The organism is Agrobacterium sp. CMT1 (assembly GCF_037203725.1).
GTDB classification, from domain to species: Bacteria; Pseudomonadota; Alphaproteobacteria; order Rhizobiales; family Rhizobiaceae; genus Agrobacterium; species Agrobacterium pusense.
The window spans coordinates 1-15969 of sequence record NZ_JBBCAR010000020.1 but is presented as its reverse complement, the minus strand read 5'-3'; the positions used below and the strand labels follow the sequence as shown (position 1 = coordinate 15969).

Below are 15969 nucleotides of genomic sequence, written 5' to 3'. Positions count from 1 at the left end.
GGCAACTTGATCCGGCGATAGTGCCGGTCATTACTCCGGCAATTAAATGAGGTCGACCGACACCAAACTCTCAAGGCGCAGGACAGAACTTGCAGCCACGTAGGTGAGTTCCTGGTAGCAGACGAAGGCAGGTCAGGCGTGCCACCCCTTTACGGGTGTCTCTCAGTTTCCGTCTTCTTGTTCGAGAGCGTCGCGAACCTCCGCGATTTTCCCTGTTTCTGTTCCAGCGCCTAAAATGCTCTTCGCTTCGGCAAGCTCCCCGTCGGTGACCGGCCTGTTTGCCAACTGTTCCAGCGCCGAGACAAGGGCAGCTTCGCTAAGCGCGGGGTCTGTGGGCACGGCCCCCACCCCGTACTGAATTTCGAATTCCGCATATGCCTTCACGTAGGCTGCAAGCGCCGCCATCTTGGGGTCCTGGGAATTCAGATAGGCATGGTAGTTTCTCTTCATCGAGTTGAGGCTGTCAGTGCCGGGCTTTGCGCTGTGCGTTTTGGATTTCTCGGCGTGAGATTTTGAAGTACTGTCGGGGTGATGCGATTTCAATGATGCCGAGGAGCCCTTGTGCGCGGATGAATTCGAGGACGCCCGGCTTTCGCCGGCGCCAGATTTCCCTCCGCCATGGCCTCCCCCGTTGCCACCGCCGTTTCCTCCTCCATTACCACCGCCATTGCCGCCGCCGTTACCACCGCCGTTCCCGTCCTTCGCAAATGCTGCGTGCGTGAAGCCGGGAGTATCCCCAGCCATGGGGACGAGGGCCAGGACGAGCCCAAGGCTTGCGGTACCGATCAGCGAGGAGATTTTCATTTGCAGGTCCTTTCAAGGTGGGTCACCGCATGTGCAGAGCTGCGGTGCCAGCAAATTGTTACGCACTACAATATTGCCGAAATCTCGGGTTTCTACTCCACTCCGACCTATGCCCTGGGCATTCGGACCATAGTCCGATTGATCACGACCGATGGTCGCTGATTGTATGGACCGGACGACGAGCTCACATCGGGGAAACCGGTGCCTCCCGCGGGCATGGTGGTCACCTTGCGTTGACGGGTAGCTATGACGGATTGGGAGATGAGTGCTGATAATGCGCATTCTGCGGACAGGCCCTAACCAGGAGGCGCCGATAACGAGCCCGGTGGCACGCTGGAATTCCCAGTCACTCGCACGGCAGTTCCTGCTTGCGGGTGGTTTTGTCGCGATCTGCGCAATGGTGGTCGTGGGCTATTTCGTTGCCAGTCTGATCGAAAACGCCGTGACGCGGAACTCCGCGGCAACGACCGCGCTTTACGTCGACAGCGTGATTGCTCCTCTGTTGCCTGACATGCAAACCACCCAGAGCCTGGACGATTCGATAACACGGGCCCTGGATGAGACCCTCGGGCAGGGCGCACTTGGGAAACGACTGTTTTCGTTTCGGCTCTGGCGCAGCGACGGGACTATTCTCTATTCCAGCGAAAAAAGCCTTTCCGGCAAGCAGTTCCCACTGTCCGGCGACCTCGAAACGGCCTTTACCGGCCAGATGACAGCGAGGTTCAATCGGATCGACGGCGTCGGGAGCGATGCCGAACGCGATAGCGAAAAGCCACTTCTGCAAATCTACAATCCGGTCTTGCAGCCGTGGTCGGGCAAGGTCGTCGCCGTCTCTGAATTTTTTGAGGTCGCCGATGAATTCGAATGGAGTCTTAAACAGGCCCGCCTCCTGAGCTGGCTCGCGGTCGCGGCGTTCACGACCATATTCTTTGGCCTCTTGTCGATTATAGTCCTTCGTGGAAGCCGAACCATCGACAGCCAGCGAAGGGCCCTTAATGACCGCATCGATGAACTCTCCGCCCTGCTGCGGCAGAACGAGGCCTTACGCGCGCGTGTTCAGCGTGCGACACAAAGGGCCACGTCCCTCAACGAGAGTTACTTGCGCCGCATCGGTGCCGACCTGCACGACGGTCCCGCGCAATTGGTCGCCTATGCATCCTTGCGCCTTGACAGTCCGAAGCTTGCCGATCCTCGTACTCCTGCCGAGGAGCGGGAAGCATCCTTGACGAACATCAAGACAAGCCTCGATGACGCCATGGCAGAAATCAGGGCCATTTGCAGCGGGCTGATGTTACCGCACATAGAAACGGACAGCCTTGCCGCGTTGCTGAAGCGCGCGATTGTTGCTCACGAGCAGCGCACGGGCGTCACTGTCGACCTCTTACTCAACGAAACACCTGCGTATCTTTCCAGGGCTGCAAAGATCTGTATCTATCGCTTTGTTCAGGAGGCCCTGAACAATGGCTATCGCCATGCGGGCGGCATTGGACAAAAGATTACACAATCATCCGAAGGCAGCCAGGTTACCGTCGAAGTGGCGGACGAAGGGCACGGTTTCAGAATGAGCGACGTTCCACCCGAGAAACTCGGCCTCGCGGGTCTTAGGGACCGCGTCGAAAGCCTGGGCGGAGTCTTCCATCTCTTTTCATCCGATCGTGGGACCATCGTACGGATGTCGCTTAACATCGAGGAAGTGGAACAGGCATGACCGCGGATCAGATCAGTCTGGCAGTTGTGGACGATCACCCTCTTTTCAGGGAAGGTGTTATCCGAAGCCTGACCGAAATGAACGAATTCAAGATCGTTGGCGAGGGTAGCAACAGGGACGATGCGCTGCGCATAGCCGCGGAGCACCGTCCAGACATCCTGCTGCTCGATATCTCCATGCCTGGAGGGGGGCTGGAAGCTGTCCCGCTCATACTTGAACAGGTCCCGGCCCAGAAGATCGTGATGCTGACGGTTTCCGAGGCAGGCGATGACGTCATGACAGCTCTAAGGACCGGGGCCAAGGGTTACGTCCTGAAAGGAGTCGGGTCCCGAGCACTGGCTGATATCATTCGAACCGTCGCGGCAGGTGACAGCTACGTCGCTCCGACGCTGTCGGCACGTCTGATTTCCCAAACCGGGTCAGGCGCCCAAGCCAATCCTTTTGTCGCACTGACGGAGCGGGAACGGGAAGTGCTCGAGCTGGCATCTGCCGGATTGAGCAACAAGCATATTGGGCTGAAACTTGATCTGCACGAAAAGACGATAAAGCATCACATGACACAGATTTTTACCAAGCTCGGCGTGAGCAACCGGACTGAAGCCGCGATGGCATTTCGTGACGAGATTGACCGGCGCCGTTAGCGGAGGAAGGCCCTGAGACGCTGCTCGTCAGAGACTGTTGCATCGCGATTGACGATTGTTCTGCCCATTGCATCCTTCATCACGTATCGGCCGCGCTGAACGCTTTCGCTGATGCCACCCTTGTGGCGGACAGTCAAAGTACCGCGACCTGCATTCGCCGTGTCGTCGACATCGGCCTCGGTTTTCGCAGCGTTTCCGGTGCCTGACGACTGGCTGTTATTGTTTCCCTTGTCGCCCGAATTACCGTTGCCATTGCCGCCACTGTTACCGTTGCTGCCTCCGTTTCCGCTACCCCCTCCATTGCCGCCGCCACCTCCCCCGCTGCCTCCACCGCCGCCATTTCCGTTGCCACCACCATTACCGTTTCCGGCCTCAGCCATCTGCTCGTGAAATGCAGCGGAGAAACCGTGAATTTTGATCGTATAGGGAAGAGCCGTGTTAGAGAGGGTCAACAGCAGACACGGGAAAGCGGCGATCAGTTTGCGGCGTGGTAACACCTCCAGCCTCCTTGGTTCGATCTGTATGCCAATGCTGCGAAAATCTGACCGCACCGATGGGCAAAACTTTGAGCCCGTACAAGTCGTCACTACAGCTTGGAGGGTCAAGCCCAAATATGCGACAAAAGGTTTGACGGGACTTCAGCAGACACGCAAAAAAACTTTCGTCTCCCTTCGATCAGACCAAGGTCGGGAATAAAGTGGACCAAGGTCGGGCAGCATGCTTGGCACGCAGTATCCTTTGAGAAATTAGAAAGACATTTCACCAGGTCGCAAGCGGAGAGGGGACCTGTTTCTTGGCCGTGCGATGACTATCGTCCGGCCGGGAGGCAGCGCTGGCAGGAAGTCCAAGAATGTCAGTTCGACATTCGATCCATAACCGGCGCCGCGGCAACGCGCGAACCACTCGACACGACAAAAGTGAGGCGAGCCTTACCGCCAGCATCTCTGGAAGGTTCGGTCTTAAATCTAGATGGCATCCGTGACCCGTTCGAGTATGCGGCGGCACGACGACTGCATCACTGCTCATATCAGCCAAAGGACGCGACGCCGAGAGCAGAATGGATCGTCCCGTCGGAGGTGAGCGAGCACAGGTATGTGAATTGAACCAAAAGGCTTCCCCCTGGCGCCAGCCTGATCTATCCTGTTAGCCGACATGACAGTCGATGTGCATCCGGACGGCGAGGGTCGCCAAGGCAATGTCCGGCCACAAGCGACTTCGAAACTCGGCCGGACTCTCAATGGAGAGTCGTCATGTCGGAACAATCTGCTGCTGCATTGCCGTCCCTGCCCTTTGCGCCCGTCGATGTTTGCGACGGAATACATGCTGCTGTCGCCTTCGAGGTGCTGCGCGATCAATATAGCCTGCATGCCGCGACGATTGCGGCGTGGTGCGCCATCGACGCGCGCACCCAAGGTGATGAGGTCCGGTACCGTTTCTGGTTCGGCGTGTTTTGCGAACTTCGCAAGGCCTCGCCTGTCTTTTCTCTCGTGCTACCCACAGCTTCCAAACTGCGGCCGTTCTTACCTGAAGGAACCTATTTTCTGTCTGCAAATGGCAGAGGCGGCGACGTTGATCGCCTGCTTCACTCCAAGGATATCGGGAGCGCTATTATTCGTCAAATTCGATCAATCATCGAAAACTAATATTGGAACTGGGACGCATTTCTTTCGCAAAGTCTCCGGAACGCCAGTCAACCAGACAAATGTGAGGGTGAACGATGAAATGGAAAATCCTGTTTGTTACATTAAGTGTAACAATGACTATGGCCGACAAGGCGAGTTCCGAGCAGTTGATCGTCAACAGCTACGGCGGACCCTACGAAGACATTATCCGCAGCCGGATCATTGAACCCTTCGAAAAAGAGTTCAATGTGAAGGTTATTTATGACGCCGTGGGGTCCGCGTCGCAAGATTACGCGAAAATCAAGGCGACACGCGGCCGGCCAGGCTTTGACGTCGCCGTCATGACTGCCTCTCAGTCCCTCGACGGGTGTCGCGATAACCTTCTCGAAAAGTTCTCAACCGAATCCGTACCGAATATCGCGAAACTGAATCCGGAGATCAGCGGCATCGCCGGGGCCTGCGGAGCCGTCCACGAGGTCCAGTATCTTTCTCTTCTCTGGCGCAAGGACAAGCTCGTGAAAGCGCCCGTCTCCTGGTCGTCGTTCTTTGATGAAGAACTAAAGGGAAGGGTGATCCTTCCGACTTTCCAGAACATCATGGCGGCATATCTGATGCAGATCATGTCCGTCGCGAACGGGGGCGATCTTATGGACAACGTTGACCCAGGTTTCGAGGCCATGGGCAGGCTCGCCAGCCAATCGATGGGCTTCGAGCAGTCCTCGTCGATCATGGAAAATTACATCAAGGAGGGCGAGGTCTGGGCCATGCCGTTCTGGAACGGGCGTGCACAGCTCCTCGTCGATAGCGGTCTACCGGTTGATTACGTGAGACCGGCGGAAGGGACAATCCCGCTTGTCGCAACCTTGAATGTCCCGGTTGGCGCTCGAAACAAGGAGCTGGCATACAGGTTCGTCAATTTCTTTCTCGAAAAATCCAGCCAGGAAGCATGGGTGACCGGCTATAACGTCGGCAGCGCCCGCACCGACATTGAGGTGCCCGATGCCGTCCGCGCGCGTCAAATCACAACCGAAGCAGACCTCAAGACACTTCTTCTCCCCGACCTTTCAGGTCTTGCAGCCAAGTTGCCCGAATGGGGTGCGCGCTGGGAGCGTGAAGTGATCGCGGCAGGGCGATAAGGGGGCGATCATGACAACAATCGAACTCCAGTCGCCAATCAAACCAAGCCGCCATCGGGGCTTCACACTCAGGCCCTATGCCTCGCTGGTTCCGCCTTCAACCGTCCTTTTGCTCTTTTTCGCTCTGCCAATGGGTATGATGATTGGAATGAGTTTCCATGGGAGCGACGGCGAGGACTGGACTATTGCAAATTATCAAAGGTTCTTTGCTGATGATCTGATGATGGCGGGTCTCGGGCGCACGATGCTGATGTCGGGACTCGTCGCGATTTGCGTCACTGTTATGGCGTATCCGCTTGCTTATTATCTGGCTCGCGCGACGTCCCGGTGGCGCATGGTTGTCTTCGCCCTTGCGATTGCCCCGGAACTCGCGGGAGTCGTCCTGCGCACCTATGGCTGGCTCGTTATCTTGGAGGACCGGGGTTTTGTAAACTCGATGCTCCTGTGGGCGGGGTTGATCTCCGACCCGCTTCCATTGTCAAGAAGCATGTTTGGCGTCGTCGCCGGCCTGACGCATGTCGTTCTGCCTTTCGGCGTTCTTTCGCTGATGACGAGCCTGCAAGGCATCAATCCCAATCTTGAAAAGGCCGCGCAGGTTCTGGGGGCTTCCCGGCCAGCTGTACTGCGCCACATCGTTCTGCCGCTTTCCGTTCCGGGGATCGTCAGTTCCCTGCTTATTGCCTTCACAATGGCGGCCAGCGCTTACGCGACACCAGCGCTGCTTGGCGGCGCGGGTTTCAAGGTTCTGGCAACGATGGTCTACGAGCAGGTGCTTTTCTACATCGACTGGCCGTTCGCGGCCGTGATGGCGAATGTGCTGCTTGTGGCAATGCTCGTCGCCGTCTTCATCGGCTCGCGCATTGAGGCGCGGCTCCACAATAAACTGCATCTGTAGGAGACGGTCGTGAACAGGTTTTTATCGATGACGTTCAGGATCTCGCTCGGACTCATCCTCGCATTCATCACGCTGCCGCTGCTGGTCGTGCTTGTGGCTTCCGTCAGTCCAACGGCGAGGATTGTCTTTTCGCCATCGCTCTGGACGACAAAATGGTACGGCGCCCTCATGTCCAGTCGCTGGATTGACCCATTTTTGCTGAGTGTCGAACTCGCGTTGATCGTCACGGTTCTCAGCGGGCTATTCGGGCTGCTCGCAGCTTTTGCCGTCGCCTACGAGAAGTGCCCGGGCCATGCTGCAATCATGTCCTTCCTGTTGTCTCCCCTCTCCGTGCCGCAAATCGTCAAGGGGGTAGCACTCGTTCTGTTCCTGTCGTCGACCGGATTTTACACTCTCCTTGGTACGCCCGGCCTGATCATGGCCCACGTCATCCTCACCCTGCCATTCGTCGTGAGGATGATCGCAGGAGCGATGTTCAATGTCGACAAGAGGCTTGACCTTGCCGGCCGTGTTTTAGGCGCGAACAGGCTGCAGCGGATCCGCTACATCCTGCTGCCTTTGATCAAACCCGGTCTGTTTTCAGGAATGACCTTCGCCTTCATTCTCTCCTTCAACAACATTCCCTTGTCGGTCTTTCTCGTCCGGCCTGGCGAGACGACGCTGCCCATCACCGTCATCAATCACCTTGAATACAGCCTCGACCCGGTGTTGGCGGCGGTCAACGTCGCCTCCCTCCTTTTTATTCTTGCAGCCGTCTTTCTGTTTGAGCGGATCGGCGGTTTTTCGACACAGATACATGGTGGAAGCAAATGAGCACAATGGACATAGAACTGATCGCGGTTTCCAAGAGCTATGGAGCCAATCGGGTCGTTGACAATATCGATCTTTCCATTCCGGCCGGAGAATTCGTCAGTATTCTGGGGCCGTCCGGGTGCGGAAAGACAACCACCCTGAACATGATCGCCGGCTTTTCCGATCCTTCCGGCGGAGACATCCGGATCAGGGGACGGAGCCAGTTGGGTGTTCCGCCGGAGAAGCGCGGAATTGGACTGGTTTTTCAGAACTACGCCCTTTTCCCGCACATGACGGTCGCCGAAAATGTCGCCTTCGGCCTCAAGATGAAGGGAACTCCGCGCGCCGAGACCGAGACCGAGGTGCGATCGGCACTGAGACGCGTGCATCTTGAGGGGTTCGAACAGAGGTATCCGAAAGAACTGTCCGGCGGCCAGCAACAAAGGACGGCGCTTGCCCGGGCGATCGCGCCGAAACCGTCGCTGCTTCTGCTCGATGAGCCTCTGTCAAATCTCGACCTCAAACTGCGCGAGGCCATGCGTATCGAGCTCAAGGAGATACAGGAGGAGCTGGGTATGACCTTCATCTATGTTACCCACGACCAGGACGAAGCGATGGCTATGTCCGATCGCATCGTGGTCATGCATGGCGGCGTCGTGGCCCAGGAGGGCAAGCCCGATGATATCTATGATCATCCCCGATCGCGTTTCGTTGCCGACTTTATCGGAAAGTCGAACCTTCTGCCGGTTGCGTCCTTGAGAGCGGAAGGTGGATCGACAACTGTCGTGCTCGAAGACGGCCTTACCCTGACGGCATCGTCACCAGAAAATCCAGGCACCGTCCACTTCTGCTGCCTGCGTCCCGAGGCCGTCCGTCTCACGCCTGCGGGAGAGGGAGTGCCCTCCCCGGTCAACAGGATCGACGGAAACCTGACACGGATCGTCAATCTCGGCGCCTACCGGGAATGCTTTGTTACCCTGTCAAACGGGACAGTGCTCAAGTCTCTTGTCCGCTCGACGAGACTGCCGGACTTGAGTGTTGGGCAATCGGTCGTTCTCTCGATCGATCCTGACGCGGTGCAGCTTCTCGATAGCGAGGATTGATCGTCAACCCATATCAATGATCTCAAATTGATATTGGAGACGGAGTGATCGGTCGCGTTACTCTTCCCTTGCAGAGAAAAACTATCCAAGGAAGGAACAGAAATATGCTCAATACCCGAAGGATTTCAGCGGTCCAGGACGGAAGCAACGTTTGTGCGGATATCGTTGGCTTCGACTTCAACGACTATGACGAACAGGACATTGCAGAGGTTCGCAAATACTGGCTCCACTATGGTGTGCTTCGCTTCCGGAGTGCCAACATAACGGACCAGCAACAGGTCGACTTTTCCCGTCATTTCGGGGAGTTCGTCATCCACCCCAAGCAATTGCAGGAAGGCGGACATCCGACGCACAAGGAAATCCTGGTGATCGCCAATACCATGAAGGACGGCAAGCCATCCGGGGCCATGGGCAACAGCGAGGCGACCTGGCACACTGACACCTGGTTCTACGAACGTCCGCCCGCCGGCGCGATTCTGCGAGCCGTGGAAGTGCCGGCGGAAGGCGGAGACACCTATTTTCTCTCCACCTATCAGGCTTACGACACCTTGCCTGATGACGTGCGAAAGGAAATCGACGGTCGGCAGATATTCTTCCAGAATGTCTACGACAAGACCGGCAAGCTTCGGCTTGGCAAGCGCGAGCCGAGGACCAGCGATTTCCGTGAGTGGAGCGGTATAGTCCACCCGCTGGTGCGAACCCATGCTGAAACCGGGCGCAAAGCGCTTTATCTTGGAGGAACGGCTGAAGGTGCCTGGATTGTCGGCATGCCGCTTGATGAAAGCGACGATCTGCTGACGCGCCTTTGGCGCCATACGACGGATACGAAGGAGGTCTTTGTCCAGAAATGGACGAAAGGCGACATCATGATGTGGGACAATCGCTGCACCATGCATCGTCGGGATTCCTTCGATCCGAACACGATCCGGATCATGCACCGGACCACGACCGCCGGCGAACGCCCGGTCTGATCATTTCGACGCCAGCAAAGCGACCTAATTCATGGAACAGTATCGGACAAAACCGGGAGAGCCCCCTCTCCCAACGGACCTCTGCGCCCTGCTGCGCGATGTTGAGACCGCAACCATCGGACATACCGAACATCTCGGCTTTCTCAGCACGAGCATCCGCCCGGTCTGCTCCGCGAAGGTCACCGGTCAAGCCCTCACCGTCGCGGCCCCGGGCCGCGACGGCGTTGTGATCTACAAGGCGATCGACCTTCTCCAGCCCGGCGATATCCTCGTCATCTCGAGGATCGACGGGGATGACATCGCATGTGTCGGCGGCGGTGTCGCGACGGCGGCAAAGGCGCGTGGCGCCGCTGCCATCATTGTCGACGGCCCGTGCACTGACATCGAGGAAATTGTCGCATCGGGTCTGCCGGTCTGGTGTCGCGGCGTCTCGGCAAAAACCACGAACCGGACATTCCGGATTGGTGGTTCCATCAACGTTCCCGTCGCCTGCGGCGGCACGGCGGTCCTTCCCGGTTTCGCGGTGCTCGCCGACAACGCCGGCATCTTCGTCGCAGACCGTTCACTGATGCGCAGCCTGGGTGAGGCTGCGCTGAAGCGTCAGGAACGGTCCGCACGGCTGCGAGCCCATCTTGCGGCAGGCCATTCAATCTTCACGTATGATGAGGGGCACTCCCAATGAAAATATCGCTCATTCAAATGAACTCCCAGCCGGACCGCCGGGCAAATCTGCGTCAGGCGCAGGCTCTGATGCTCAAGGCCGTCAAGGAGGAAGTGCCGGATCTTATCGTCCTGCCGGAACATTTCGACTGGTCGGGAGGTACCGCCGCGGAAAAACTCGCGGCAGCAGACTATATGCCTGGCGGTGCGGCTTACCGGATGGCACAGGAATTTGCCTGCCGGCACGGATTATGGCTCCACGCAGGGAGCATGCTTGAGCGTGTTCCCGGGGAAGAGCGTATCTACAACACCACTGTTGTGTTTGATCCCGAAGGGAAGGAGGCTGGCCGCTACCGCAAGATTCATCTTTTCGACATTGTGGCGCCCGACGGCAAAGCCTATCGCGAGTCCGCCACAGTCGCGCCGGGGCACGACCTGCTCGTCTATGACGCTTGCGGCCTCCGGATCGGCGCCGCAATCTGCTACGACCTTCGGTTTTCCCGGCTGTTCGATCAACTTGCCGAAAACAAGGTCGATCTCGTCATTCTGCCGGCTGCCTTCACGATGCAGACCGGAAAGGATCACTGGGAAGTCCTGTGCAGGGCACGCGCCATCGAGTTCCAGGTCTATTTCGCCGCGTGCGGCCAATGGGGCGGTTACCTCGCGGCCGGTGGCGAGACCCGGCAGTGTTTCGGCAACTCGCTGGTTTGCGATCCCTGGGGGCAAGTCATCGCCCGCGCCTCGGACGGGATGGGCATTGCGACTGCACGGTTGGACAGCCAGCGAATACATGATGTGCGTCGGCTTATTCCGATGGCGCGCCATCGTCACCAGTTTCCGGCCGCAGCATCCCGGGCATGTCCCGCTGAAACGGCGGGACCAGCAGCTCAACATTTGGCAGTCGATCATGCTGCCTGCGATGGGCTATGTTCGACTTGCCGCAGCAAGACAGGCCTGCCTGCCTCTTTTTGACAGTGGAGAGAGCATCATGAATGCCCCCGCAACGCTGACCCTTGCCGACTACCTCGTGAATACGACTTTCGAGAACCTTCCGTCCGACGTGGTAGAGAAAGCTAAGCTCTGCCTGATGGACTCGCTCGGGTGCTTTTTTGGCGGTCATCAAACTCCGGTCACTTCGGGCCTGGAACGGCTTTTGGCGGATATCGCCGGAGGCTCCACCTCGGCGCCCTTTCCGGATCCCGCCCGGCAGGCATTTCATTACGCGACTTTGGCCAACGCCCTCGACCTCGATGACATCTACTGGAAGGGCCATCCCGGGGCGACAGTGATTGCTGCCGCGCTCGCAGTTGCCAACCGCTCGGACTCTACGGGGCGCGACCTGATTGCTGCAATCGTTGCCGGATATGAGGTAGGGTGCCGTATTGGTATGTCGATCGTCAACGACACGCCGCGTAAGACAGTCCATGGCCACGGCACCTGGCAAATATTCGGCGCAGCCGCCGCATCGGCGAAACTGCTGAAACTCGATCGTCAGCAAGCGGCCCATGTCTTTGCCATCGCAGCTGTCAATGCTCCTGTCGCTTCAGTCATGAAGACGGTTTACGGGACCACACCGACAATGGCGAAGAACAATTTTGCGACCGCGGCAATGGGCGGTGTCAATGCAGCGTTTCTGGCGCGTGCCGGATTTGAGGGACCGCTCGACGTTTTCGAAGGAGACACCGGTTTCTGGCGGATGGCGGGCGCCGACGGCGCGGACCTGTCGCGGCTGAAAATCGGTCCCGATATGCGCTACGAGATACGAGACGTCGGCTTCAAGGCGTTCAGCTGCTACAGGATCATCCAGAGCAGCGTCGAAGCTGCTGTTGAGGCTTTCGCCCTCGGAGCGATTGGAGAGACCGTTCATGATGTCAGCGAGATCGAGGTCTTCGCTTCGGAGATTGTCTGCCGTCCTCCATTCAATGTTCCCGAACCCCGCGATATCTGGGCGGCGCAGTTCAGCGCGCCGTTTGCAATCGCGATGGGCGTGCTCGGGCATGCGGCCGGTCCAGAATGGTTCGCACCATCGCGTTTTGCAGATCGAACAGTGCGAGAGCTGACGGCAAAAATCCGGCTCTTTCCTCTGAGGTCGGCCGATCGAGCGCATCACCACCACGCCGCAAGGGTTTGTCTTCACCTGCTCGGCGGTCGGGTCGTGGAGACCACCGTCGAGGTTGCAAAAGGCGATGCTGCCAATCCGCTTGCGCCTTCATTCCTGGAGGAGAAGTTTTTGCGCCTGTCGGCCGGGCACTTAACCGAAAACGGAAGGCTGGAAATGCTGCAGTTCCTTAAACAGCTGCAGTTGAAAGACGACTTGCGGTTTCTGCTGGATGCAATCCGCGTACCAGGACGCTCATGTTAATCTGCGGACAGTCCCACGTAACCGCAATGCATATTGTTGCATAAAAGATAGCTAATCTTGGCTTTATTTCCCGCCGATTCCTGCTGAAATTCTCTCGTTCGACATTCGAGGAGGATCACGCATGAGCCGAGGATTTATCAGTCCAAGCCTGTCAGACATACCGTGTTACTCCGCGACCGAGATCGCCAGGGATGGAGTTCTGCTTGATGGAAAGGTCGTCCATGCGGTCGCCGGGAAAGCATGGGACGACATTGCCCTTGGCTCCGCGTACGGCACGAAATCGGTGCTTTCCATCCCGCTCGGGGAGACTGACGGGCACCACTTGATCAAGGAGGCAGGTTTGCTCGAGGAGCGCCTCGGCTGGAAGCTGTCTTGCCTTTCAAGCGTCAACAGCCGCTACGGGGCAGTGAAGATCGTTGGCGCAAACGCCCTCAATCGGAAGCTTGGTCTTCCACGCTCACGATCCACAATTGTCCTCATGGACAAGTTTACCCTCGTTCCTCTCTGCCTGCTGGATGGAACCGACATCTCCGCCGCCCGGACAGCAAGTTATGCCACGCTTGTTCTTGAGCGATTGCTGGCGCCCCGTCGGGATATGTCAGTCTTCCTGTTTGGCGCCGGGCCAATTGCCGAGAAGATCATCCTGGCGCTCGATCGATGCCATGGGGAGAGGGTTCGCGAGGTCCTTGTGCGTAGCCGGACAGGTGACTCTGCCATACGGCTCGCGGGATCGCTCGGAGAGAAGGTGACCTTCGCCATCAAGCCTGTTTTGGACAACCGCGAACTCGGTCGATGCGATTTTGTGATCACGGCATCAAACGCCAAAACGCCGGTTTTTGAGGCCAGCGAGATCGGCGACGCTGCCGTGCTTCATCTCGGTGGAGATGAGACCCCGCCCGCACATCTGGAGCGGGCGCTGCGGTGCGGTCGCGTTCTATGTGACGACGTGGCGATGGTGTCGCGCCGTGGTTCCCAAAGCCTAGCGCTTCACTTCTCGCGAAAAGGGACGACGCTGGAGCAGTTGGGATCCCTGCTCGGTATCGGCTCAATCACGGCGATCCTGGATCCGTCGGAAATCGGGAAGGAAAAACCTGTCCACATCACCTGTGTGGGCCTTCCCATGCTGGACCTTTATGTGGCCGCCCACGTCTATGAGGCTTTGTCTGGCGTCACAAATGATAACGCCAGCGGAGCGCCAGTTGCAGAAGCAACCCAGTGAGAGATTCTCCGATGTATTTGACGACGCTTCTCGCCGAATGCATTGCCGACCGCGTTTTCCATGGCGCGCCGGTAGAGGTCAGGAACAAGGCGCTGGCCTGTCTGTTCGATGCCGTGGTGTGCGCCCTCGCCGGAAAAAATACCACGGGATCGACCAGCGCCAGACTCGTTGCAGCCCGAATTTTCGGCCCCGGACGCGCACCTCTGTGGTTTTCGGACGACCGCTTATCGACCGTCGGTGCCGCCTTTGCCAATTCGGCTTCTGTATGCGCCCTTGATTTCGATGATGGCCATCGTGCGGCGCGTGGACATCCAGGTGCTGCGGTTATCCCTGCTGTTCTCGCCGCCTGCGCGGAGAGCGCAGCTGACCCGGAGGACTTGGTCGCCGCGATTGTCGCCGGCTACGAGATCGCCATCCGGATCGCCGCCGCACAAAATCCTGACAACATAAAAAGCCGCCAGAGCGGGCTTTGGGCTGGCTACGGCGCTGTCGCTGCAGCCGGCTGTATCCATAACACAGGGCCGGGCCATCTTGCCCATGCCTTTGCTATCAATGGCGTATGGGCTCCCAATCAAGCCGCAAACGGAAGTTCCGGCTATTCGAAGCTCACCGGAAATCATGCGAAAGAAGGAATCCCGTGGAGCGTTGTTACTGGCCTTACCGCCCTCGAATTGGCCGAAGAGGGGTTTACGGGTCCGGCAGACATTCTCGATCACGCATCTCATTTCAATGGGGAGCGTATCAGGAGCGGGCTTGGTCTGACCTGGGAAATAATGGGAACCTATTTCAAGCCGTATTCATGCTGCCGCTATATCCATCCGGCCATCGATGCAACGCTGAACCTGATGCTAAGCCGGAGACTCGAGCCGAAAGACGTGCTGTCAATTGAAGTTCAAACGTTCCAATGGGCTCAGCGGCTGCAAAACAAGGTGATGCCGAAAACTCTTGTTGAGGCGCAATACAGTTTGCCGTTTTGTCTGGCCGCGGCGGTCCGTCACGGCGCCTCCGCTCTCGCACCCATCGATGAGCAGCTTCTCGAAGACGGGGACATCTGCTCCCTCGCCGGCGCCGTCACCTTGACGGTTGATGACCGGATCGACCAAAAGTTTCCGGCAGAAACCTTGGCGCGGGTTGTGTTGACCACTCCTTCAGGCGAAATAACGTCCACCACCGCCATGCCGCGTGGGGATGTAGGCCGGCCGATGCTTTGGGAGGAACTCGAGAAGAAGTTTCATGGGGTCTGCAGCGGGAAAATGACTGCAGCGCGCGAGGAGGATTTCGACAGGGCGATTGATCATCTCAAATCCGGCGATCCTGTGCCGTTCCTGCAAGAGATTTCGGCCGACCTGTGATTATCGACGCACTCGCTCGGCCGCCGAAGCAGCCCAACCCTTCCCACCAATCGCTCCATTCCAGACCACAACCTTGCCATGGATGATGACATGGCGGACGCGTCCCAGATTAACATGATCGACGATCACGAGATCCGCGCGCCTGCCCTTCTCGATCAGACCGCGATCGCCTGCCAGTTGAGGAAAGGCGCGTGCAACGTTGCCGGTGGCCAAAGCGACAGCTGCAGCCGGTGACATCTGCTTTTTGCGAACAATGCGCTGGATTGCCACGAGGATGCCGTCCCAATGGCCGCCGGCATAGTCCGTCGAAATCGTATCGACGCATCCCGCCTCGATTAGAGCGTCGAAATTCGCCGGATTATTCCGCCAGCGTGTCTGGATGCTGTCGAGCGTCGAAACATCAATGGTGACGCCGCGCTTTCGCAGTTCGCGCGCGAACGATACGGATTCATCCGGCAGAAACATGGGATGGTTCGAGTGACCCGCGACGATGTTTGCGCTCGGGTATTTTTCGGCGACTTCGATCAGGCGTTCGACCGACGGCGCCGAATTATGAAAAATCGCCGGGAAGCCCACACGCGCGGCTTCTCGGGCCACTTCCCCAAAGCCTCTGAGCGCGAGAGCGACGGACGGCATCACGGAGGCAAGAATGACCTGACGGCAGGCTTGCGCGCTGCAGACGTCGGACAGACCAGCTTCGTCGA

Annotated in this window: 16 protein-coding genes; 13 read left to right on the top strand and 3 right to left on the bottom strand. The window is 58.0% G+C overall.

The features are described from left to right. Nucleotides 1–162: 162 nt before the first annotated feature. Nucleotides 163–804 carry a hypothetical protein gene (locus tag WA845_RS24555; RefSeq protein ID WP_337322829.1) on the bottom strand — a complete coding sequence of 214 codons (642 nt, stop codon included), beginning with the start codon at nucleotides 802–804 and terminating at the stop codon, nucleotides 163–165. 274 nt (nucleotides 805–1078) lie between these two features. Between WA845_RS24555 and WA845_RS24550 the strand changes: the two genes are divergently transcribed. Both WA845_RS24550 and WA845_RS24545 read left to right on the top strand, forming a co-directional pair. Beyond that, nucleotides 1079–2512 (top strand): sensor histidine kinase, encoded by a 1434-nt coding sequence (locus WA845_RS24550; RefSeq protein WP_337322828.1) that lies wholly within the window; start codon nucleotides 1079–1081, stop codon nucleotides 2510–2512. After that, nucleotides 2509–3153, top strand: coding sequence for a response regulator transcription factor (locus WA845_RS24545; RefSeq protein ID WP_337322827.1), 645 nt, complete (start codon nucleotides 2509–2511; stop codon nucleotides 3151–3153). The genes WA845_RS24550 and WA845_RS24545 overlap by 4 nt, the downstream gene beginning before the upstream one ends. Here WA845_RS24545 and WA845_RS24540 read toward each other — a convergent pair. Next, nucleotides 3150–3650 carry a hypothetical protein gene (locus WA845_RS24540; RefSeq protein WP_337322826.1) on the bottom strand — a complete coding sequence of 167 codons (501 nt, stop codon included), beginning with the start codon at nucleotides 3648–3650 and terminating at the stop codon, nucleotides 3150–3152. The two genes, WA845_RS24545 and WA845_RS24540, sit on opposite strands and share 4 nt — an antisense overlap. A gap of 753 nt (nucleotides 3651–4403) precedes the next feature. Here WA845_RS24540 and WA845_RS24535 point away from each other — a divergent pair. The 11 genes from WA845_RS24535 (at nucleotide 4404) to WA845_RS24485 (ending at nucleotide 15265) form a co-directional block, all read left to right on the top strand. Continuing rightward, nucleotides 4404–4796 carry a hypothetical protein gene (locus tag WA845_RS24535; RefSeq protein WP_262622844.1) on the top strand — a complete coding sequence of 131 codons (393 nt, stop codon included), beginning with the start codon at nucleotides 4404–4406 and terminating at the stop codon, nucleotides 4794–4796. 74 nt (nucleotides 4797–4870) lie between these two features. Further along, on the top strand, nucleotides 4871–5911 hold the full coding sequence (locus tag WA845_RS24530) for an ABC transporter substrate-binding protein (protein WP_443111985.1): 1041 nt from the start codon (nucleotides 4871–4873) through the stop codon (nucleotides 5909–5911). Between the two features lie 10 nt (nucleotides 5912–5921). Then, a complete protein-coding gene (locus WA845_RS24525; protein ID WP_262622843.1) occupies nucleotides 5922–6806 on the top strand; it encodes an ABC transporter permease in 885 nt (294 codons plus the stop codon). A gap of 9 nt (nucleotides 6807–6815) precedes the next feature. Beyond that, nucleotides 6816–7619, top strand: a complete 804-nt coding sequence (locus WA845_RS24520) for an ABC transporter permease (RefSeq protein WP_209090933.1) — start codon at nucleotides 6816–6818, stop codon at nucleotides 7617–7619. Continuing rightward, nucleotides 7616–8701 carry an ABC transporter ATP-binding protein gene (locus WA845_RS24515; protein ID WP_337322825.1) on the top strand — a complete coding sequence of 362 codons (1086 nt, stop codon included), beginning with the start codon at nucleotides 7616–7618 and terminating at the stop codon, nucleotides 8699–8701. The genes WA845_RS24520 and WA845_RS24515 overlap by 4 nt, the downstream gene beginning before the upstream one ends. 104 nt (nucleotides 8702–8805) lie before the next feature. Beyond that, nucleotides 8806–9672: a TauD/TfdA dioxygenase family protein gene (locus tag WA845_RS24510; protein ID WP_262622841.1), complete on the top strand. Its 867-nt coding sequence runs from the start codon at nucleotides 8806–8808 to the stop codon at nucleotides 9670–9672. A gap of 31 nt (nucleotides 9673–9703) precedes the next feature. Beyond that, nucleotides 9704–10354: an RraA family protein gene (locus WA845_RS24505; RefSeq protein WP_209090928.1), complete on the top strand. Its 651-nt coding sequence runs from the start codon at nucleotides 9704–9706 to the stop codon at nucleotides 10352–10354. Beyond that, the gene (locus WA845_RS24500; protein ID WP_337322824.1) at nucleotides 10351–11304 is read left to right on the top strand and encodes a carbon-nitrogen hydrolase family protein; all 954 of its coding nucleotides are present in this window, start codon (nucleotides 10351–10353) and stop codon (nucleotides 11302–11304) included. The genes WA845_RS24505 and WA845_RS24500 overlap by 4 nt, the downstream gene beginning before the upstream one ends. Then, nucleotides 11240–12694 (top strand): MmgE/PrpD family protein, encoded by a 1455-nt coding sequence (locus WA845_RS24495; RefSeq protein WP_337322823.1) that lies wholly within the window; start codon nucleotides 11240–11242, stop codon nucleotides 12692–12694. The genes WA845_RS24500 and WA845_RS24495 overlap by 65 nt, the downstream gene beginning before the upstream one ends. A gap of 121 nt (nucleotides 12695–12815) precedes the next feature. Beyond that, entirely contained in the window at nucleotides 12816–13913 is a 1098-nt protein-coding gene (locus tag WA845_RS24490) for an ornithine cyclodeaminase (RefSeq protein ID WP_337322822.1), read from the top strand. 11 nt (nucleotides 13914–13924) lie between these two features. After that, nucleotides 13925–15265 (top strand): MmgE/PrpD family protein, encoded by a 1341-nt coding sequence (locus WA845_RS24485; RefSeq protein ID WP_337322821.1) that lies wholly within the window; start codon nucleotides 13925–13927, stop codon nucleotides 15263–15265. On the opposite strand, the gene WA845_RS24480 is transcribed toward WA845_RS24485, so the two are convergent. After that, nucleotides 15266–15969 (bottom strand): amidohydrolase family protein (locus WA845_RS24480; protein ID WP_337322820.1); only part of this gene is annotated, 704 nt, incomplete at its 5' end.

What these genes read in the sequence shown, in the direction of transcription:
- WA845_RS24495 (WP_337322823.1), top strand. Translation starts at nt 11,240, where the DNA reads ATGCTGCCTGCGATGGGCTATGTTCGACTTGCCGCAGCAAGACAGGCC.
- WA845_RS24485 (WP_337322821.1), top strand. Translation starts at nt 13,925, where the DNA reads ATGTATTTGACGACGCTTCTCGCCGAATGCATTGCCGACCGCGTTTTC.
- WA845_RS24515 (WP_337322825.1), top strand. Translation starts at nt 7,616, where the DNA reads ATGAGCACAATGGACATAGAACTGATCGCGGTTTCCAAGAGCTATGGA.
- WA845_RS24550 (WP_337322828.1), top strand. Translation starts at nt 1,079, where the DNA reads ATGCGCATTCTGCGGACAGGCCCTAACCAGGAGGCGCCGATAACGAGC.
- WA845_RS24535 (WP_262622844.1), top strand. Translation starts at nt 4,404, where the DNA reads ATGTCGGAACAATCTGCTGCTGCATTGCCGTCCCTGCCCTTTGCGCCC.
- WA845_RS24505 (WP_209090928.1), top strand. Translation starts at nt 9,704, where the DNA reads ATGGAACAGTATCGGACAAAACCGGGAGAGCCCCCTCTCCCAACGGAC.
- WA845_RS24490 (WP_337322822.1), top strand. Translation starts at nt 12,816, where the DNA reads ATGAGCCGAGGATTTATCAGTCCAAGCCTGTCAGACATACCGTGTTAC.
- WA845_RS24545 (WP_337322827.1), top strand. Translation starts at nt 2,509, where the DNA reads ATGACCGCGGATCAGATCAGTCTGGCAGTTGTGGACGATCACCCTCTT.
- WA845_RS24555 (WP_337322829.1), bottom strand. Translation starts at nt 804, where the DNA reads ATGAAAATCTCCTCGCTGATCGGTACCGCAAGCCTTGGGCTCGTCCTG.
- WA845_RS24530 (WP_443111985.1), top strand. Translation starts at nt 4,871, where the DNA reads ATGAAATGGAAAATCCTGTTTGTTACATTAAGTGTAACAATGACTATG.
- WA845_RS24500 (WP_337322824.1), top strand. Translation starts at nt 10,351, where the DNA reads ATGAAAATATCGCTCATTCAAATGAACTCCCAGCCGGACCGCCGGGCA.
- WA845_RS24510 (WP_262622841.1), top strand. Translation starts at nt 8,806, where the DNA reads ATGCTCAATACCCGAAGGATTTCAGCGGTCCAGGACGGAAGCAACGTT.
- WA845_RS24525 (WP_262622843.1), top strand. Translation starts at nt 5,922, where the DNA reads ATGACAACAATCGAACTCCAGTCGCCAATCAAACCAAGCCGCCATCGG.